The 18,961-nt window shown below is 47.2% G+C and carries 19 protein-coding genes and 1 pseudogene; 5 read left to right on the forward strand and 15 right to left on the reverse strand.

The genetic code is table 11. From position 1 onward, the window contains the following. Window positions 1-151: 151 nt before the first annotated feature. The 3 genes and pseudogenes from OWN49_RS12250 to OWN49_RS12260 form a co-directional block, all read right to left on the reverse strand. A complete protein-coding gene (locus OWN49_RS12250; protein ID WP_176283464.1) occupies window positions 152-562 on the reverse strand; it encodes a YjdF family protein in 411 nt (136 codons plus the stop codon). A 162-nt stretch (window positions 563-724) separates the two neighbouring features. Further along, window positions 725-861, reverse strand: a pseudogene (locus tag OWN49_RS12255) (peptidoglycan-binding domain-containing protein); the annotation flags it as partial. Between the two features lie 126 nt (window positions 862-987). After that, window positions 988-1,452, reverse strand: coding sequence for a DUF441 domain-containing protein (locus OWN49_RS12260; RefSeq protein ID WP_003152447.1), 465 nt, complete (start codon window positions 1,450-1,452; stop codon window positions 988-990). Window positions 1,453-1,549: 97 nt separating this feature from the next. On the opposite strand from OWN49_RS12260, the gene ytvI reads away from it, so the two are divergent. Continuing rightward, complete coding sequence (ytvI, locus tag OWN49_RS12265) at window positions 1,550-2,665, forward strand: sporulation integral membrane protein YtvI (protein WP_003152446.1); 1,116 nt, start codon at window positions 1,550-1,552, stop codon at window positions 2,663-2,665. A gap of 31 nt (window positions 2,666-2,696) precedes the next feature. Here the strand turns inward: ytvI and OWN49_RS12270 are convergent, their stop codons facing one another. The 7 genes from OWN49_RS12270 to dnaE all read right to left on the reverse strand — a co-directional run bounded on the left by OWN49_RS12270 (window position 2,697) and on the right by dnaE (window position 13,015). Next, window positions 2,697-3,080, reverse strand: a complete 384-nt coding sequence (locus OWN49_RS12270; protein ID WP_012118168.1) for an FxsA family protein — start codon at window positions 3,078-3,080, stop codon at window positions 2,697-2,699. Window positions 3,081-3,190: 110 nt separating this feature from the next. Next, window positions 3,191-4,948, reverse strand: a complete 1,758-nt coding sequence (gene pyk, locus OWN49_RS12275; protein WP_017418349.1) for a pyruvate kinase — start codon at window positions 4,946-4,948, stop codon at window positions 3,191-3,193. Between the two features lie 39 nt (window positions 4,949-4,987). Continuing rightward, the gene (gene pfkA, locus OWN49_RS12280; protein ID WP_003152443.1) at window positions 4,988-5,947 is read right to left on the reverse strand and encodes a 6-phosphofructokinase; all 960 of its coding nucleotides are present in this window, start codon (window positions 5,945-5,947) and stop codon (window positions 4,988-4,990) included. Window positions 5,948-6,138: 191 nt separating this feature from the next. Next, window positions 6,139-7,116 (reverse strand): acetyl-CoA carboxylase carboxyl transferase subunit alpha, encoded by a 978-nt coding sequence (gene accA, locus OWN49_RS12285; protein WP_007408067.1) that lies wholly within the window; start codon window positions 7,114-7,116, stop codon window positions 6,139-6,141. Further along, window positions 7,101-7,973 (reverse strand): acetyl-CoA carboxylase, carboxyltransferase subunit beta, encoded by an 873-nt coding sequence (accD, locus tag OWN49_RS12290; protein ID WP_003152441.1) that lies wholly within the window; start codon window positions 7,971-7,973, stop codon window positions 7,101-7,103. Before accD ends, accA begins: the two co-directional genes overlap by 16 nt. A gap of 328 nt (window positions 7,974-8,301) precedes the next feature. Next, window positions 8,302-9,534, reverse strand: a complete 1,233-nt coding sequence (locus OWN49_RS12295) for an NAD(P)-dependent malic enzyme (protein WP_007613079.1) — start codon at window positions 9,532-9,534, stop codon at window positions 8,302-8,304. 139 nt (window positions 9,535-9,673) lie between these two features. Beyond that, the gene (gene dnaE, locus OWN49_RS12300) at window positions 9,674-13,015 is read right to left on the reverse strand and encodes a DNA polymerase III subunit alpha (RefSeq protein ID WP_217904188.1); all 3,342 of its coding nucleotides are present in this window, start codon (window positions 13,013-13,015) and stop codon (window positions 9,674-9,676) included. A gap of 142 nt (window positions 13,016-13,157) precedes the next feature. Here dnaE and OWN49_RS12305 point away from each other — a divergent pair, with 142 nt between their 5' ends. From OWN49_RS12305 to OWN49_RS12315, 3 genes are all read left to right on the forward strand, one after another. Then, the gene (locus OWN49_RS12305; RefSeq protein ID WP_017418353.1) at window positions 13,158-13,499 is read left to right on the forward strand and encodes a YtrH family sporulation protein; all 342 of its coding nucleotides are present in this window, start codon (window positions 13,158-13,160) and stop codon (window positions 13,497-13,499) included. Further along, a complete protein-coding gene (ytrI, locus tag OWN49_RS12310) occupies window positions 13,496-13,999 on the forward strand; it encodes a sporulation membrane protein YtrI (RefSeq protein WP_071391505.1) in 504 nt (167 codons plus the stop codon). The genes OWN49_RS12305 and ytrI overlap by 4 nt, the downstream gene beginning before the upstream one ends. A 105-nt stretch (window positions 14,000-14,104) precedes the next feature. Further along, entirely contained in the window at window positions 14,105-14,296 is a 192-nt protein-coding gene (locus OWN49_RS12315) for a hypothetical protein (RefSeq protein ID WP_003152436.1), read from the forward strand. 17 nt (window positions 14,297-14,313) lie between these two features. On the opposite strand, the gene OWN49_RS12320 is transcribed toward OWN49_RS12315, so the two are convergent. Further along, the gene (locus tag OWN49_RS12320) at window positions 14,314-15,255 is read right to left on the reverse strand and encodes a DHH family phosphoesterase (RefSeq protein ID WP_003152435.1); all 942 of its coding nucleotides are present in this window, start codon (window positions 15,253-15,255) and stop codon (window positions 14,314-14,316) included. Window positions 15,256-15,371: 116 nt separating this feature from the next. Between OWN49_RS12320 and OWN49_RS12325 the strand changes: the two genes are divergently transcribed. After that, window positions 15,372-15,674 (forward strand): YtpI family protein, encoded by a 303-nt coding sequence (locus OWN49_RS12325; RefSeq protein WP_003152434.1) that lies wholly within the window; start codon window positions 15,372-15,374, stop codon window positions 15,672-15,674. Window positions 15,675-15,702: 28 nt separating this feature from the next. On the opposite strand, the gene OWN49_RS12330 is transcribed toward OWN49_RS12325, so the two are convergent. The 4 genes from OWN49_RS12330 to OWN49_RS12345 form a co-directional block, all read right to left on the reverse strand. Beyond that, entirely contained in the window at window positions 15,703-17,019 is a 1,317-nt protein-coding gene (locus tag OWN49_RS12330; RefSeq protein ID WP_003152433.1) for a CBS domain-containing protein, read from the reverse strand. 138 nt (window positions 17,020-17,157) lie between these two features. Further along, window positions 17,158-17,844 carry a metal-dependent hydrolase gene (locus tag OWN49_RS12335; protein WP_003152432.1) on the reverse strand — a complete coding sequence of 229 codons (687 nt, stop codon included), beginning with the start codon at window positions 17,842-17,844 and terminating at the stop codon, window positions 17,158-17,160. A gap of 60 nt (window positions 17,845-17,904) precedes the next feature. Next, the gene (locus OWN49_RS12340) at window positions 17,905-18,672 is read right to left on the reverse strand and encodes an SDR family oxidoreductase (protein ID WP_003152431.1); all 768 of its coding nucleotides are present in this window, start codon (window positions 18,670-18,672) and stop codon (window positions 17,905-17,907) included. 137 nt (window positions 18,673-18,809) lie between these two features. After that, the gene (locus OWN49_RS12345) at window positions 18,810-18,938 is read right to left on the reverse strand and encodes a hypothetical protein (RefSeq protein WP_003152430.1); all 129 of its coding nucleotides are present in this window, start codon (window positions 18,936-18,938) and stop codon (window positions 18,810-18,812) included. Window positions 18,939-18,961: the final 23 nt, after the last annotated feature.

Genomic DNA, 18,961 nt, shown 5'->3' on the forward strand with positions numbered 1-18,961 from the left:
ATTTACTGATGTAAGTGAAGTTAAATAAATGCAGAAAAACCCTCCTCATCTCGAGAAGGGCTTGATTTCTGCTTCTTCTTTCTAAATCAGTCCGAAGAAAAAACTGATGCCGCTCAACTTTTCAATCGAAGGGCTCCATCGGGTTCTCCAACTATTTGCCCCTATGCTTTTCTTTTGCTTTTTGTTTTCTGATTAAATATTTTTGTTCCTTTATTTTTTCTCTTTGTTTTCTGTTCAGTTGTTTTTTCTTTTCTTTTCTTGCTTCAAGCTCCTGTTTTATCGCTTTTTGCGCCTTAGTTGATATCCCGATATTTTTCATCTCTTTAGAAGCTTGCCGTTGTAATCTTTTTGGGTTTAACTTCTTAGATTTTGCTTTAACACAAACCCCTGCTTGTTCAGTACGGGAGAGAGTCTGTAAAAGTTGATTATGAACAAAATGCATGATTTCTGAATCCTTGGGCTCTTGTCCAAACAAATGACGAATGGCTCTTAATTTCCCATCATTCACAACTTCAATGACTCCTACCCAAAACTGACCATCGTAGTAAACCGTTAATTTCATAACGATTCCCTCCTCCTAAATTTACTGAAGAATGATGGACATCCCGAGGAGGGGAAGGTTACTGACATTTTAAATCATGCATCCGGACTACCAACCGAATTGTGTTTTTTCATTCTCACTATAAATTTAACAAACTTTCAAATTGAAGGAAAGGGTCTCCGCTTATTTTAACAACACTTCAAGTTTTGATTTGGTTCAAGTGCATAAATTCCATCAGCTTTTAATCCATTCATCAATTGGAATCGTCTTACTGCATCCGCTGTCATCGCACAATATGCGCCGTCGATTCCGAAGTTCTTTGTTACATGGTAAGCCACTTCATTCCTCGGAATAATGCAAATAGCATTTGTCTGAACTACAAAATGCGCTGCAAACTCTTATTTTCACCCGCAAAAAAAAAGCAGCTTTACGCCGCTTTTTTTACTTTATGAAGTGAATATTTTAACGATTTGCATGGCCAAGTAGGCGATTCCGGCGCCGATTAACGGGCCGACGGCAACGCCTCCGAAAAGCGCGACGGCAAGTATCGTGCCGATGACCAGCGCCGTTGTAATATGAGGGTCGTTTTCCAATAAGGTAAGACCGTTTTTGGCGATTAAGGCAACCGCGATCCCGGCACCGAGAGCGATCCACGCATAATATGATTTCATCGCTTCTCCAAGCTGTTTAAAACCGATATCACCTGTGGCAATCGGCACTAAAACGGCGATTGTAATGACGGTGACCCCCCAGTTGATGCCTTTTGACTGAATAACCGGAAATAGTTTCTGATCAAGACCGACAGCTTTTATCACAATGAGAAAGCCGACGGCAAAAAGCAATGACTGATTTTTGGCTACCAATGCGATGGCCAGCAATAATAGTAAAAATAAATTCGCCTGTGTAAACATCCTGAAAGCACCCTCTTTCATCATATCTGTAATCATATCCTTTTTTTTGACGAATAAACTAATGTAATAGGACGTGCCGACCGAGAGGAGGATCGATGTGAATCCGCACTATGCAACTGTTTTTTTCCGCGCGCTGTTTGTACTCGCTGCGGCCGGCGGCGCTTTAGCGGCCGGTTACGCCTCATTTCCGTTAACTTATCCGTTTCTGATCGCCCTTATTCTGTCATCAGCGATCATTCCCGTTGTTGACTGGCTGGACAAACTGACGGGGCTGCCACGGTCAGTCAATACAGTCATTGTCCTGGTCTTCTTTTTGCTTATTCTTCTCGGCGCGGCAACATTTCTCGTTGCGGAAATCATTTCGGGAACCGCCTATCTGGCCAAAACGCTCCCTCCCCATATCAGCGCCTTTATGACGTATTGCGAAGAGCTGTTCACTTCCCGCATTCAGCCATTGTACCACGAGCTGACCGTCCTATTTAACGGGCTGGAAACCAATCAGCAGGCCTCCATCGTGACGCATATTCAGACCCTCGGTGATACAGCCGCTAAAAACGCGGGGCTCATGCTTTCACATCTTTTGGAGCTGGTGCCGAAATGGATTGCCTTCCTTCCCAATACAGCTGCCGTCTTCATTTTCGCAATGCTGGCGACTTTTTTTATGACAAAGGACTGGCATAAGCTGAAGGCGCTGCTTTATTCCATTTTTCCGGAACGGGTTTCGGCAAACGCCAAGGCCGTATCGGGAGAGCTGAAAAAAGCGATGGCAGGTTTCATTAAGGCGCAGGCCGTGCTCATACTTTTCACGATGATCATTGTCTTTATCGGACTTTTTCTTTTAGGGATTGAGCATGCGGCAACCATCGCCTTTTTTATCGGCCTGGTTGATCTGCTCCCGTATCTCGGCGCCGGGTCGGTCTTTGTTCCCTGGATTATGTATTTGGCCATTGCCGGTCAGCTTCCTCAAGCGATCGGTCTCGGTGTTTTATATATTGTGGTTCTCATTCAGCGCCAGCTGACGGAGCCGAAAATTTTAAGCAAGTCAATCGGACTTGATCCGCTTGCGACCTTAATCGCCCTGTTTGCCGGCTTTAAATTGTTCGGAATTTTAGGACTGGCTGCGGGGCCCGCGCTGCTCGTTTTCATTCAGGCCTTTATCACAACGGGCGCTTTAAAAGAAATATGGGCCTATATTACTGTTCAATCCAAATAAAAACAGCAGCCCTGTAAGAAGGCTGCCGTTTTTATTTGATAATGATCCGCTTGTTTTTTGACATCCCTCTCAGCCATTTGAACAAAAGCGGCTTCATGCGGTTCCGAGTGAACGGAATCAGAAGACAGGCCCCTGCAATATCGGACAGAAAACCCGGAAGCATCAAAAGCAGGCCTCCGAAAAAGACGCATATCCCGTCAAGAAGCGCTTCCCCCGGCATTTTGCCGTGCTGCAGGTCGCGCATCACCCGATGATACACATCGGTTCCCTGTCTTTTTGCCACCAAAGCGCCTAACACGCCTGTCAAAATGATGAGAAGGAAGGTCGGAAAAATACCGAGCCATTTTCCCGCCAGCAGAAACAAACCGATTTCAATTGCCGGACATACGATAAACAGTAAGAATAACACTCTCATTTTTCTGCCCTCCTGCCCTTCTAAAAGCGCGTCACCGCCCGCATAGGAATAGGAAAATCAGCCTAAAGACAAAAGAGAAGGGAGAACCCCCCTCTCTTTTTTAAAGCTGTTTAAAGAACGCTTGCGCGGCCTTCATACACAGCGCCGCGGGCAGCGTCAACTGTGATAACCTGTCCTTCTGTTAAAACTGAAGTTGCGTTCTCAAGGCCGACAATAACCGGAATGCCCAAGCTTAAACCGACAACGGCTGCATGGCTTGTCAGACCGCCTTCTTCAGTGATGAGCGCTGATGCTTTTTCAAGTGAAGCGATCATGTCGCGGTCAGTGCTTGAAGCAACCAATACTGCGCCGTCTGTCATTTTTTGTTCAGCTTCTTTCGCATTTTTTGCAACAACGACCGGACCGAATGCAGATTTGCGTCCGATGCCTTGCCCTTTCGCGATAATGCTGCCGACAGTGTGGACTTTCATCAGATTCGTCGTGCCTGATTCACCGACAGAACCTGCTGTAATGACAATCAGATCACCGCGTTTCACGATGCCGCTGTCAAGTGATTTTTGAACCGCGTCTTCAAGCATTTCATCGGTAGAATTCGCGTTTTGGCCGCTTGACGGGAATACACCGAATACAAGGCCGAGTTTGCGTGATACAGACTCATTAACCGTAACGGCTACAATCGGAGCCTGCGGACGGTATTTCGCGATCATACGCGCCGTATGGCCGCTTTCTGTAGGCGTCACGATAGCTGCCGCACTCAGATTGATCGCCGTGTGCGCAACTGATTGGCCGATCGCATCGGTAATCGTCATACCGACCTGATCTCTGCGTTTAGACAGAATTTCTTTGTAGTTCAGAGATTCTTCCGTACGTGTGGCGATGTTAAACATTGTTTGAACCGCCTCAACAGGATATTGTCCCGCAGCCGTCTCACCGGAAAGCATGATCGCATCTGTGCCGTCGAAAATGGCGTTGGCAACGTCACTTGCTTCAGCACGTGTCGGACGAGGGTTGCGCTGCATGCTGTCAAGCATTTGTGTCGCAGTAATAACCGGTTTGCCGAGCGCGTTGCATTTTTTGATCATTTCTTTTTGCACGAGCGGCACTTCTTCGGCCGGAATCTCTACGCCGAGGTCTCCGCGCGCTACCATTAGGCCGTCAGATACTTCCAGGATCGCATCCAGGTTGTCCACGCCTTCCTGGTTCTCGATCTTAGGAATGATTTGAATGTCAGACGCGTTATGCTCTTCAAGCAGTTCGCGGATTTCCAGGACATCCGTAGAACGGCGTACAAATGACGCAGCGATGAAATCAACGCCTTGCTCGATACCGAATACGATGTCTTTGGCGTCTTTTTCAGTAATTCCGGGAAGGTTGACGCTGACGCCGGGAACGTTTACGCCTTTTTTATTTTTCAGCGTGCCGCTGTTTAAGATTTTTGTTTTGATTTCGTGTTTTTCCGGATTTGATTCCAGCACTTCCAATCCGATTAAACCGTCATCCAGCAGGATGATAGACCCTGCTGACACGTCGTCTGCCAGGCCTTCATAAGAAACTGAGAATTTTTCAAGCGTTCCCAGCACCTGTTTCGTAGAAACGATAATTTCATTTCCCGCCTGAAGCTCAAGCGCGCCGTTTTCCATATCGTGCGTGCGGATTTCCGGACCTTTCGTATCGAGGAGAATCCCCACGTTTTTGCCGAGCTTTTTGCTGGCTTCTCTGATGTTTTTGATTCTTGCGCCGTGCTCTTCGAAATCACCGTGTGAAAAATTCAGACGAGCAACGTTCATACCCGCTTCCATCAATTTTGTCAGCATTTCTACACTTTCACTGGCCGGACCGATTGTACAAACGATTTTTGTTTTTTTCAACTCGTTCACTTCCTTCTGAAATCTTCAGCTTCTTCCGCCTTAAATAGACAGTTCTTTTGAAAGCTGATACATGTTTGGTTCAACAGTATGTTTTGATTCTAAAATTTCTATAATATCATGGTCTACAAGCTTGTTGTTTTGTATACCTACGCAGCGTCCGCCTTTTCCTTTAAGCAGAAGCTCAACCGCGTAAGCGCCGAGGCGGCTTGCAAGAACCCGGTCAGAAGCGCTTGGAGATCCGCCGCGCTGGATGTGCCCTAAAACGGATACCCGTGTTTCAAGGTTCGTTTCTTCTTCAATGCGTTTTCCGAATTCAACCCCGCTGCCTACCCCTTCTGCAACGATGATGATACTGTGTTTTTTGCCGCGGTCGTGCCCTCTCTTCAAACGGCCGATAATTTCCTCCATATCGTAGTCCGCTTCAGGAATTAAAATTGATTCCGCTCCGCCTGCAAGACCTGCCCATAAAGCAATGTCGCCCGCATGGCGCCCCATCACTTCAATAACGTATGTACGCTCATGAGACGTAGCGGTGTCACGGATTTTATCAATCGCATCAATTACGGTGTTTAACGCCGTATCAAATCCGATCGTAAAATCAGTTCCCGGGATGTCATTATCTATCGTACCCGGTACACCTACACACGGAAACCCGTGTTCCGTTAATTTTTTCGCACCCATGTATGAACCGTCTCCGCCGATGACGACAAGACCTTCAATGCCGAGTTTCTTTAAATTTTCGATTCCTTTTTCACGGCCTTCAACTGTTTTGAATTCAGGACATCTGGCCGTATACAGCTTTGTTCCGCCGCGGTGGATGATGTCACCGACCGAACCCAGCTCCAGTTTTTCTATTTTTCCGCTGATTAATCCTGAATAACCGTTATAAATTCCGTACACTTCGACGTCGTGGTAGATAGCTTTCCGCACAACCGCGCGCACCGCAGCGTTCATACCCGGGGAATCCCCGCCGCTCGTTAGTACTCCTATACGCTTCATTTCCTATTCACCTCAGCAACATATATATGTTAAACATATCATGATCATTGCCCTAAAACAATGAAAAGGGACGCCTGAGCTCCCATGAAACCTTACCTATTATACAATTAAATAAATTGTTTTTAAATAAAATTTAAGGAATATCACAAAAATCACAAAAAATAAACGTGAGCCATAGGCTTCACGTCTATTCAGTTTACCCCGATATATTGATCCTCAACCGAAACTTTCCCGATTGCTTTATATTTTTCATAGCGCTGTGAGATCAATTCTTCGGCGTTCAATTGAAGAAGAGATTTTAACGTTTCTTTAAGAATACCGTCAATGTAGCCCGCCTGCTGCTTGATATCATGGTGAGCTCCGCCCTTCACTTCTTTAATCATATCATCAATAATTCCTAATTCTAATAAATCGGGCGCAGTAATCTTCATGGTTTCGGCCGCTTTTTTCGCAAGGCTGGAATCTTTCCACAAAATGGACGCGGCTCCTTCAGGAGAAATAACGGAATACGTCGAGTTCTCAAGCATCAGCATGCGGTTGCCCACACCTAACGCAAGCGCGCCTCCGCTGCCGCCTTCCCCGATGACGATACAAACGACAGGCACTGTCAGGCCGGCCATCTCGAACAGGTTCTTGGCGATGGCTTCACTTTGTCCCCGTTCCTCCGCCGCTTTACCCGGGTACGCTCCCTTCGTGTCGATGAAGCAGATAATCGGGCGGTTGAACTTATCCGCCTGCTTCATGAGACGAAGCGCTTTGCGGTAGCCCTCAGGGTGAGGCATCCCGAAATTGCGGACAAGGTTTTCTTTCGTGTCTTTTCCGCGCTGATGTCCGATGACGGTGACCGGCATGCCGTGATATTTGGCGACTCCGCCGACAATCGCAGCATCATCTCCGTATGTTCTGTCTCCGTGGCACTCAAAAAAGTCGGTAAACAGGTATTGAATGTAATCAAGCGTCGTCGGCCGGTCGGGAAGGCGTGCGATCTGCACTCTGTCCCACGGCTTCAGATTTTTATAAATCTCATCCTGGAGCTTGCTGAGCCGGTCTTCAAGCCTTGCGATTTCAGCGCTTAAATCCATCTCCGAATCTTGGGTGAATTTTTTCAGTTCGGCGATTTTCGTCTGCAGTTCAATCACCGGTTTTTCAAATTCTAATCTTGCAGCCACTCATGCTCACCTCCTGTTTGGTGCATGTCCAGCAGAAATGCGAGTTTGTCTTTCATGTCGTTTCGGTGAATCACCGCATCAAGCTGGCCGTGCTTTAATAAAAATTCCGCCGTCTGGAAATCTTCCGGCAGTTTTTCCCCGATCGTCTGTTCAATAATACGTCTTCCTGCAAATCCGATCAAGGCGCCCGGTTCAGCGAAATTATAATCACCGAGAGACGCGAAACTGGCCGATACGCCGCCTGTCGTCGGGTGGGTCATGACAGAAATAATCAGTCCCTGCTCCTCACTGAACAGTTTTAATGCAGAGCTTGTCTTTGCCATTTGCATAAGACTTAAGACCCCCTCCTGCATACGTGCGCCGCCGGAAGCGGTAAAGATGATAAACGGGACTTTTTCCTCTTTTGCTTTTTCAATTGCAAGCGTGATTTTTTCGCCGACAACCGAACCCATGCTGCCCATTCGGAATGTTGAATCCATGATCGCGATCACGGCAGGGAATCCGCTGATGGTTCCTTTTCCGGTAACCACCGCTTCATTCAGAGATGTTTTCTCACGGTCTTTTTCGATTTTTTCTAAGTATTCCGGGAAACCGAGCGGGTTTTCAGATATCATTCCCTGGTTGAATTCTTCGAATGAATCTTCATCCAGGAGGCTTTCAATGCGCTGCTTTGCATTCATCGGGAAATGGTGCCCGCAGTTCATGCAGACGCGCAGGTTTTTATCTAACTCTTTTGTGAGCATGATTTTTTTACATTTGGGGCACTTTGTCATAATGCCTTCCGGAACATCATGTTTTGCCTGCTCAGACGGCACGGAAGCATATTTTTTCTTTTTTGTGAATATATCCTTTAACAAATGATTACCTCCCTTTTGTGAAGGGTTCTCTTCACTGCATGTCTTCCGATTAGATAGACTTAATAATAACTTTACCGAAACTATTGTACTTTTTTTGTCAAACGGTGTCATCCTCCATTCGACATTTTTTGCTGCAAAACAGACGGAAACGGACGGATTTCATACCGTCAAAAGCGTTGTTCAGCCTTATCTGTCAGCGTTTTCAAAAGAAATAAGGATTCTGCTGAAATTTTTTTAAGACCTGCCCTTAAAAAAATGCCGGCAGTCCGTATATTGAACAGCAGCGCGTTGTTTTTTTCCAACGCGCTGCCATTTCATTTTTGTGTTATTATTCGCCGATGACCGTGAGCTGTCTTGTTTTTTCAGCCACTTCTTCAGGATCGACCGTAATTCTGGCGACGCCCGTTTCCATCGCTGCTTTCGCAACAGCTTTCGCAACGGCAGGAGCCACGCGTTTGTCAAATGGAGCCGGGATGACATAATCAGCGCTTAATTCTTCCTCTGAAACAAGGGAAGCAATCGCTTCAACCGCAGCAATTTTCATTTCTTCGTTGATGTGAGTCGCGCGTACGTCAAGCGCCCCGCGGAAAATTCCTGGGAATGCCAGTACGTTGTTAACCTGGTTCGGGAAATCAGAACGGCCTGTTCCGATTACGCTAGCGCCGGCTGCGCGCGCGTCTTCAGGCATGATTTCCGGATTCGGGTTGGCCATTGCGAAGATAATCGGATCTTTCGCCATGCTCTCCACCATTTCTTTTGTCAGCGCGCCTTCGACTGATACGCCGATAAAGACGTCTGCATCTTTAATGACATCCTGCAGCGAACCGTCGTTTCGGTCTTGGTTTGTAAACTTTGCCACTTCGTTTTTCACCGCGTTCATGCCAGCCGGACGCCCTTCGTAAATCGCTCCTTTAGAGTCGCACATCACGATGTCGCGTACGCCGAAATGGTAAAGAAGCTTAATGATCGCGATGCCTGCCGCTCCCGCTCCGTTTGCCACAACTTTAATGGATGACATGGATTTTCCTGATAATTTCAGCGCGTTTACAAGTCCGGCAACGGTTACGATGGCAGTGCCGTGCTGATCATCGTGGAAAACCGGAATGTTTGTTTCTTTTTTCAAGCGCTCTTCGATAATGAAGCAGTTCGGCGCCGCAATATCTTCAAGGTTGACACCGCCGAATGTCGGTGCAAGCAGCTTCACAGTGTCAATGATTTTGTCCACATCGTTTGTGTCAAGCGCGATCGGGAATGCATCCACGCCCGCGAAACTTTTGAACAGCACCGCTTTCCCTTCCATGACCGGAAGTGAAGCTTCAGGCCCGATATTACCGAGACCGAGAACGGCTGATCCGTCTGTTACGACTGCTACCATGTTCCCCTTCATTGTATAATCATATACTTTATTTTTATCGTCATAAATCTCTTTACAAGGCTCAGCTACTCCGGGAGAGTAGGCAAGGCTTAAGTCGTCCGCGTTTCTGACTTCTACCTTTGCTTTTGATTCCAGCTTTCCTTGATTTACTTTGTGTAAATGTAACGCTTCTTCTCTTAATGACATTCTAAACACTCCTTTTAAGTACTTTGTTACATATTCTGCCGCATAGACTGGTACAATCGCTGGAGGTGAAAAATTTCAGAATCTTTAAATAAGATAGCACAATTGTTTCAATTGTATAACAAAACGATTATTGTTACCACTATTTTAACACGACGTTTTCGCGGCCCAGCAGCTCTTTTAAACGGTATAACGCCTGATGGTCCGCCTGAATATGAAAAGTATCCGGCAGCCTGATCGTCTGCTTGTCTTTTTCATAATATAGATAAACGCCGGTTTCCCCTTTATGCTCCAGTAAAATACGCTTCATCTTTTCCAAAAACTCCTGATTGTGCCGGCTGCCTTCGATTTTGATGTAAACAGACGGCGCTCTGTCTGCCTCCGTCTGCTCAAGAAGAGAGGCGGATGACATGATGAATTGTGTCTTCTCCTGACGCTCTTCCATTTTTCCGGCGGCGAATAAAAGCGCGCCTTCTTTTAACAGCGGAGACAGCCTTCTATATTGGTCAGGAAACACGACGGCTTCCATTTCTCCCGTTTCATCGCTTAATGTGAGAAACGCCATATGCTGACCTGTCTTTGTCCGAATCGTTTTGATGCCCGCGAGCAAAGCGCCGATTGACAGCTGTCCCTTCGGCATCTGCCGCGCTGCTGTGATCGCTTGCGCCCCCCGTTTGTTCAGGAGATCCCTGAAAGCAGACAAAGGATGGCTTGAGAAATAAACACCGAGAGCTTCTTTTTCGAACCGAAGCTTGTCCACGAGCGGAAATTCCTCAGCCTCTACATATTTTGGCTTAATGGAGAACGATTCTTCCAAAAACAATCCCATTTGGTCATCGTCTGCACGAAAAAGTTCAGCGTGCTCTAAAGCCACATCAACGGAAGCCAGCAAGGCGGCGCGATTTTGATTGAATTCGTCCATGGCGCCAGAAAATATAAGGGCTTCGATGGTTTTCCGATTCACGCTTTTTGCAGGTACGCGAAAGCAGAAATCGAAAAGATCCTCGAACGGTTTATGTGTTCTTGCTTTATAAATATCTTTCACTGCCGAGACGCCTACGTTTTTAACGGCCCGCAAACTGTATCTGACGGCTCCGTTTTCCGGCGCAAACGGAAAACCGCTTTTGTTTATTGACGGCGGAAGGACTTGAATCCCGCTCCCCTTCGCTTCATGCAGATATTGCGATATTTTGTCCTCATTGCCGATGACGCTCGTCAACAGCCCGCACATAAAATATAACGGATAATGCGCCTTTAAATAGGCGAGCTGATAGCCGATCATGCTGTATGCGACAGCATGGCTTCTGTTGAATCCGTAGTTAGCGAATTTTACAATCAGATCGTAGACCTCGTTTGCAGTGACTACAGAATACTCCTTTTTTAAGCACCCTTCAACAAAATGGCTTCGCTCTCTGTCCAGAATGTCCTTTTGCTTTTTGCTGACAGCCCGTCTGAGCAGATCCGCTTCACCTAATGAAAACCCTGCCATGCGCGAGGCGATCATCATTATCTGTTCTTGATAGACGATGACGCCGTAAGTGTCACTGAGAATATTTCTTACGTCCTCGTGCGGCACTTCCACACGCGCGCGGCCGTGCTTCCGATCGATAAATAACGGAATATTTTCCATCGGTCCCGGCCTGTAAAGCGCGTTAACCGCGACAATGTCTTCCAGTCTTGACGGCTTCAGGCGCTTCAGCACGTTTCTCATTCCTGATGATTCCAGCTGAAAAATGCCCGTCGTATCACCGTTTGACAATAGCGAGAACGTTTTTTCATCCTGATAAGAAATCTCGGAAAAATCAATTTTCGTATTCGTCTCTTTTTCAATCATCGTTTTAATGGATTCAATAAGCGTCAGGTTGCGCAAACCTAAAAAGTCCATTTTCAAAAGACCGAGATCTTCCAGGTGATCCATCGCATACTGCGTTAAATACACGCCGTCATGCCCTTCTTGAAGAGGGACAACTTCCGAAAGCGGCTCTTTACTGAGAACGACCCCGGCCGCGTGTGTTGACGTGTGTCTCGGAAGACCTTCAATTTTCCTTGCGATCTGAAACACTTTATGAAGAACGGCGGATTCGGACAGCCGCCTGTTCAGCTGAGCGGACTGCCGCCTCGCCTCCTCAAGCGTCATTCCCGGTTTTGACGGAATCAGGCGGGCAAGCTGGTCGGCTTCTTTCGGGCTGATTCCGAACACTCTCCCGGTATCCCTTAACGCCGCCTTTGCGGCCAATGTCCCGAAGGTGATAATCTGGGCGACGTGCATGGCCCCGTACTTATTTTGTACATACTGAATGACCTCATCCCTTCTCGTATCAGGGAAATCGATATCAATATCCGGCATGCTGATCCGCTCGGGATTAAGAAATCTCTCAAACAGCAGAGAATGTTTAAGCGGATCCACGTCGGTAATGAAAAGCGAGTAAGCGACAAGCGAGCCTGCCGCGGACCCCCTTCCCGGGCCTGTCACAATGCCCTTTTCATGCGCGTACTTCATAAAGTCCCATACGATGAGAAAATAATCACTGAATTTCATGCGCCTGATGACGTCCAGCTCATATTCAAGCCGGCGGACAGCCCGCTCATCAGGAGTGCCGAAACGGAGACGCAGCCCCTCATGACAGACTTCCGCCAAATAGTCATCGGCTGATTTGCCGTCCGGCGCCGGAAAAGACGGAAGCTGTGTCTGTCCGAGGCTGACATCGACCCGGCATTGCCGGGCGATACGGGCGGCTGCTTCAATCGCTTCCGGATGCCGCGTGTAAAGCTCTGCCATTTCTTCAGGCGTCCTCAAGTATAAGTCCGGCAGATTCCCGCTCTGATCCTCCCATTTCTCTCCGGCTTTAATAGCGCACAGACAGCGGTACGCATCTTGATCCTCTTTCTTGATATAGCGGACATCCCCCGCAGCGCAGACAGCGATTTCCGTCTCGGCTGACAGGCGGAGAATCTCTTCTGATAACGCCTCATGTCCTTTAAACGGCTGGTACCCTAAATAAAAACGGCCGTCTCCGAACAGCTCCCGGAATCCTTCGGCAGCCCGGACCGCTTCTTCAAACTTCCCGGCTTGAAGCAGGCTTTCAATGTACCCGTTTTCACCGGGCGTAATGGCGATCAGCCCCTCATGATAGCTCTTCATCCATTTTCGCTTCATGCCGCCCTTTGCCATGGATTGCAGCGCACTTGAGATTTTCACCAGGTTCTGATAACCGGTGTTTGTCTCCGCTAAAAGAATGAGCGGGTGTGCTTCAAGCTCTGTATCGTCCGTGTATATAGAAGCCGTCAGACCGATAATCGGCTTAATTCCGTTTGATTTGCATGCTTTATAAAACTCAATGGCGCCGTACATCACATTTTCGTCCGTCAGCGCCAATGATGAATATCCGAGTTCCTTCGCTTGTGTAACAAGCTCTTTTACAGAAGCGGCGCTGTTTAACAGGCTGTAGCCGCTATGTACTTGCAGGTGAACAAAAGACGACAATGCCGCCACTCCTTTCCCATACGTTCATTTTGCCTTTCTACATTATAAGACGGGTTTTCTTAAGAAACAAATGTTCTTTTTTGACTCATCATCATACTTGTCCGTTTCGCTCAATATGATAGAAAAGTGAGGTGGTGTATATATGGATCAGGAAGCCGGCTTTATGGCGAATTTCATCAGCAGTTATTTTATCGCTCTCGGTGTGTTGCTCGGCGGCGCGCTGATCGGCGGCCTCGGAGCTTATTTATCAGGCGAGCCTCCGCTGACGGCGATCACAAAATTGGCGAACAGGCTGAAAATCTGGGCGCTTGTCGCGGCCATCGGGGGAACATTTGACGCGGTATACAGTTTCGAGCGGGGGCTGTGGGAAGGCAACACGCGCGACATCTTCAAACAGCTTCTTTTAATTATTTCAGCAATGGGCGGCGCGCAGACCGGCTGGCTGATTATTTCATGGCTGACCCAGGAGAATATGTCATCATGAGAATTCCCGAGTATTATAAAAAACCGGGATGGCAGCGTTTTTTTGCGGGAATGATGTGCGGAGCCATCGTCAGCTGGCTGTTCTTTCTGTTTACATACGGAACGTTTCAGGAAGAACAGGTGACGTTAATTGAAAAGCAGCGGGAGCACGCGCGGGATTTAAAAAACCAAATCTCCATCTATCAGAAAGATCTTCATAAATTAAATGAGGATAATAAGCAAAGACTTCTCATCCAAAGTGTTGATGTGAAGCTGATTAATTGGGAAAAATACAGAATCGCCCAGCCTGACAAGATGAAATTTGAGGAACAGGTGAAAGATAATATTTCTGAAGTCATCACAAAGGATATTGAAAGCGTGTATAAAACAAAGGAGCTTTTAAAACGGACGATTGAAAACAAAATATACACCATAAATGAGAAGGAATTTAAAGCTGAAGTAAAGGAACTGACGATTTATACGAGATTGTCTGTCGAAATTCATATTTCTTTTGCGACGTAATTATGTCATTTTTAAAAATTTTCCATAGATCTGTCGCTTTTTTCTCCGCTTTTTTATAAACTGTAGATGAGACATTTTCAACGATTCTGAAGGGAGGAAGGGAAAATGGAGGTTTTTAGTGAACGCCGCTTGGCAAAAGATCATGCAGCCCGAATCAGACAAGGCTATTCCGCATATGCAGAAACAGACACACTCGCTTCCCTCATAAAAAAAGAACTCCAAATCTGTAATCTCCGCGTCTACGAAGACCTGACTGAATTCGGCTGCTGGTTCATCCCCGTGACAGATGAACACTAAGAAAGAGGGTCTCCCCTCTACTTGTGTTCGTTACATACCTCTTCCAGATCAGCAAGAATCTGATCGGTTTCATCCCAGCTGAAGATGGATGCGCCGGCCGCAAGCGGATGTCCGCCTCCATTGTATTTCCGGGCAATTCCGTTGATGACCGGACCTTTTGAACGGAACCGGACTCTGATTTGATCGTCTTCTTCTACGAAAAACACCCAAGCGCGGATACCCGAAATATTTCCGAGTGTTCCGACAAGCTGCGACGCTTCAGAAGCGGTGGTTCCATATGTCTCCAAAATGTCTTTTTTAATGAAAACGGAAGCGACGCCGTTTTCAGACAGTGACACATTTTGATAAATAAAGCCGTTAAGCTTCACCACATTTAACTTTGTTTCATACAATTGATTGAACAGCTCTGACGATGAAAATGGGAACTCAATGAGCTCTCCCGCGTATTTTAATGTCTTTTTTGTGGTGTTCGGGAACAAGAAGCGCCCCGTATCACCGACGATACCCGCGTAGATCAGCTCAGCTGCTTTCGTATTCAGTTTCCAGCCGTGCTGCTTTCCTTCCAGGTACAGCTCATAGATCATTTCGCTTACGGAGCTTGCATTCGTATCGACCCATAACAGATCGCCATACGGATCTTCATTTGGATGGTGGTCTATTTTCATGAGCTTTGCGCCGGAATGGTAGCGCTGATCGTCGACCCTGCCTTGGTTTGCGGTGTCGCACACGATGACAAGAGCATCTTTATAGGTTTCGTCATCCACCTCATCGAGGGAATATAAAAAAGACAAGGACGGTTCAGGCTGTCCGACGGCAAAAATATTTTTTTCGGGATACGTTTCCCGCAGGATTTCCGTAAGGCCGCACTGCGAACCGTAGGCGTCCGGGTCAGGCCTCACATGTCTATGTAAGATAATGGTGTCATATAATGATATGGTTCTGATCAGTTCGGATTTCATCGTTTTCTCCTTTTCGTTTTTATTCATTTAATCATACTCTTTATCCATGGAAAAGGAAAATCTTTCAGCAACGGTATAAACGGTTTTGCAAACTCATATAATGGAGGATTTCATTTATGCTGGTTTTTGTTTTTCTCATCGGGCTTTCTGCCTGCTTTTACGTGTATTACAAAGTAAAAGGAATCCAGACGAAACGGGCGCTGGAGAAGGAATGTTTTTCGGCTAAATCAAGTATGGCATTAGGCGCGCTGGTGCTTTTGTACGGAGTAAACCAAATGATTCTGTTCCACTCCGTTCTGACCCTGGTCATCGGCGGCGTCTTCATTTTAATCGGAGCAGGCAGCGCATGGGCCGGGTATAAAGCCTATAAGCATTATGAGCCTATCCATGCAAAGGAAGCGGAGAGGGACCACGCATAATGAATGCCAAGGGACCCGGGTGCGTCCCTTAACTTCTCTCCATCAGCTGCACCATGAGCATCGCTTTTGAAACGATGCCGCTTTGGCTTGACACTTCCACTTCCATTTTCCCGAATTTCCGGCCCGCCTCTAAAATGCGCGGTTTCACTTCAATGACCGACTCCATCTGTACGGGCTTCAGGAAGAAAATCGTAATGCTTTCAATGACCAGCTCGCCGCGTTTGCGGGAGCGTAAAAATCGGCTGGCGGCCTGGGTTAAAATCGTGGTAAACACCCCGTAAGAAATCGTGCCGAGCTGATTGGTCATTTGCGGCGTGACTTCATATTGATAAACGGCCGGCGTTTTGTTATCTTCCTCTTCTTTAAATCCCCTTGAAACAATATCATCCAGCTTTTCTCCGACCTGAGGCTGCTTTTGAACCATCTGAAGCGCTTTTAAGACATCCTGGCGGCTGATCATTCCGATCAGTTTGTGATGCCCGTCTGTCACCGGAAGCACTTCAATTCCTTCCCAAACCATCATTTGAGCCGCTGAGGCGACAGATGTTTTTCCGATCACCGTGACAGGGTTTTTGGTCATTACTTTTTCAATGGGAACTGACCGGTCATGCCCCGCGATATCTTTCGGCGTGAGGATTCCGTGGATTTTCATCTGCTGATCGATAACCGGAAAGCGGCCGTGTCCGGTTTCATAGTTCTTTTCGTACCATTTCTCCAGTTTATCCTTAGGGAACAGCGTCACTGTCCGATCTGCGGGCGTCAAAATATCTTCCACGAGCACAATCTCTTTTTTTATGAGCTGATCATAGATCGCCCGGTTGATCATCGCGGCTACCGTAAAGGTATCGTAGCTCGTGGAGAGAATCGGAAGCTCAAGCATATCGGCCAGCTCGATAATGCTGTCGTCGGTATTAAACCCTCCTGTTACCAAAACGGCCGCGCCCGCTTCAAGCGCCTGGCGGTGGGCGTTGATTCGGTTCCCGACGATTAACAGGTTCCCCGCGGCCGTATAACGCATCATCGCGTCAAGCTCCATCGCCCCGATCACAAACTTATTCAACGTTTTATGCAGACCTGCTTTTCCGCCGAGCACCTGGCCGTCGATCACATTGACGACCTCAGCGTATGTCAGCTTTTCAATATTTTCTTTTTTCTTCTGTTCAATCCGGATGGTCCCCACACGTTCAATAGTGGAAACGAATCCTTTGTTTTCGGCTTCCTTAATGGCTCTGTAAGCCGTTCCTTCACTGACTTTCATTTCTTTCGCAATTCTTCTGACCGAAATTTTTTCACCGACAGGAAGCGAATCTATGTATGATAGGATTTGTTCATGCTTTGTTGCCAAGCGTTTCACCTCTAAGGACAGTCTTCTCTTTTATTATAAGGGTACGGGGGATTCATTCGCAATGAGACGCCCGAAAAAAGGCGGCATCACAAAAAAGACCTTCTGAATGCTTGATTCAGAAGGTCTTTGACACATATGTCAGGCAAGCTCAATGGTCTCGCCGACCGCCATGACTTTGCCGACGCCTCCGGGCAGACTTTCAGCGAAAGCGTCAGGGTCCTGTTCAATGACGGGGAATGTATTGTAATGAACGGGAACGACCTGTTTCGCTCTCAGCCATTCAGCCGCGAGTTTCGCATCTTCAGGCCCCATGGTGAAGTTATCACCGATCGGCAGAAACGCCAGGTCAATGTGATTCAGTTCCCCGATCAGTTTCATATCTGAGAACAGCGCCGTATCGCCGGCGTGGAAAATCGTTTTGCCGTCAATCGTTAATAAAATCCCGGCCGGCATCCCGGTGTATGTGATGGTTTTGTTTTCTTCATCAGTGACCGCCGATCCGTGGAACGCCTGTGTCAGTTTTACTTTGCCGAAATCAAATTGGTGCGCCCCTCCGATATGCATCGGGTGGACCTTTAACCCTTTAAAGCCGAGATAAACGGCCAGCTCGTTCGGCGCAATGACGAGCGCATCGTTTTGTTTGGCGATCTGCTCTGTATCTCCAACATGGTCATTGTGTCCGTGAGTAAGCAGGATGACATCCGCTTTCACTTCTTCCGGTTTCAAATTTGTCAGACTGTTTCCGGTCAGAAACGGATCAAAAATAATGTTATGGGTTTTCGTTTCCACTTGAATGACAGAATGTCCGTGATAAGTCACTTTCATCGTTTTCACCTCATAAAAAATTAATATTTATCAAGTTCCCTTTTTGACAAACGAAAAAACTTACAGGGATTGATGCCTGTTAATCACATTCAGCCCGCCTGTTGCTTCAATGACCGTTCCGGTTACAAGATCGGAATCTTCTTCACATAAAAAGGCGATGATTCTCGCAATGTCCTCTCCGGTTCCGGACCTGCCGATCGGCGTCTTTTCTTTGCCGATTTTCCGTCTTGCTTCCTCTATAGACGCTTCTTTCATATCTCCTACAATATCGCCCGGGCAGACCATATTGGCTGTAATGCCTGATTCGGCTTCTTCAATCGCAATGGTTTTCGTTAACGAAGCCAATCCGACTTTAGCCGCTCCGAAAGCGGAACGGTGAAGCCAGCCGGGGGCATGGTCCGCTCCTTGAAAACCGTATGTAATAATCCGGCCGAAGCGCTGCTGTCTCATGACCGGGATAACCGCTTTAAACAGATGGAAAACGGCGCTTAAATTCCCTTCAAGCATGCCATACCATTCGTCATCGGAGTAATCGGCAAGCTTTTTGCGCTCAAATATGTACGGCCCGGCATTGTTAATCAGTATGTCAATCCTTCCAAACCGCTGAAGGGCTGCATCGGCGATCCGCATGAGATCTTCTTTCCGGGTTACATCGCCCTTAACGAATTGCAATCTGTCATGGCACCCGGGATAATCCGCCTTCAGACAAGCGACCGCTTCTTCGTCCTGTCTGTAATTCACTGTGACAGAAAAGCCTTTTTCCAGAAGCATTTCAGTCACTTTTCGGCCCAATCCCTTTGTACCGGCAGTGATTAGAGCATGTCGCACATTGAATACCCTCCCCAGGCAACGTAGCCGCTTCAATAAAATCAAGACGTTTCTCCCTCTACTTTACTATAAACAAACGGCAATATCACTTTTTTGCACTTCGTCCGCACGAAAAAAAAGCCGTCTTTACAGACAGCTTAATTTTCTGAAGGAGCCGAGGCTTCCTCCATGCCGACATAACCGCTTTGGTATGCCTCTGAGATGAGCCTGGCCGTTTCTTCACTTTCTTTTTCATCATAGATGTAACGGTCTTGTTCTTTGCGCATTCCTTCTACCTCCCATCTTTTAT

This window comes from Bacillus sp. NEAU-242-2 (assembly GCF_027853835.1).
GTDB classification, from domain to species: Bacteria; Bacillota; Bacilli; order Bacillales; family Bacillaceae; genus Bacillus; species Bacillus velezensis.

What these genes read in the sequence shown, in the direction of transcription:
- OWN49_RS12335 (WP_003152432.1), bottom strand. Translation starts at nt 17,844, where the DNA reads ATGAAAGTGACTTATCACGGACATTCTGTCATTCAAGTGGAAACGAAA.
- OWN49_RS12250 (WP_176283464.1), bottom strand. Translation starts at nt 562, where the DNA reads ATGAAATTAACGGTTTACTACGATGGTCAGTTTTGGGTAGGAGTCATT.
- OWN49_RS12345 (WP_003152430.1), bottom strand. Translation starts at nt 18,938, where the DNA reads ATGCGCAAAGAACAAGACCGTTACATCTATGATGAAAAAGAAAGTGAA.
- pfkA (WP_003152443.1), bottom strand. Translation starts at nt 5,947, where the DNA reads ATGAAGCGTATAGGAGTACTAACGAGCGGCGGGGATTCCCCGGGTATG.
- OWN49_RS12270 (WP_012118168.1), bottom strand. Translation starts at nt 3,080, where the DNA reads ATGAGAGTGTTATTCTTACTGTTTATCGTATGTCCGGCAATTGAAATC.
- OWN49_RS12315 (WP_003152436.1), top strand. Translation starts at nt 14,105, where the DNA reads ATGGAGGTTTTTAGTGAACGCCGCTTGGCAAAAGATCATGCAGCCCGA.
- OWN49_RS12325 (WP_003152434.1), top strand. Translation starts at nt 15,372, where the DNA reads ATGCTGGTTTTTGTTTTTCTCATCGGGCTTTCTGCCTGCTTTTACGTG.
- OWN49_RS12320 (WP_003152435.1), bottom strand. Translation starts at nt 15,255, where the DNA reads ATGAAATCCGAACTGATCAGAACCATATCATTATATGACACCATTATC.
- ytrI (WP_071391505.1), top strand. Translation starts at nt 13,496, where the DNA reads ATGAGAATTCCCGAGTATTATAAAAAACCGGGATGGCAGCGTTTTTTT.
- OWN49_RS12295 (WP_007613079.1), bottom strand. Translation starts at nt 9,534, where the DNA reads ATGTCATTAAGAGAAGAAGCGTTACATTTACACAAAGTAAATCAAGGA.
- OWN49_RS12260 (WP_003152447.1), bottom strand. Translation starts at nt 1,452, where the DNA reads ATGTTTACACAGGCGAATTTATTTTTACTATTATTGCTGGCCATCGCA.
- OWN49_RS12305 (WP_017418353.1), top strand. Translation starts at nt 13,158, where the DNA reads ATGGATCAGGAAGCCGGCTTTATGGCGAATTTCATCAGCAGTTATTTT.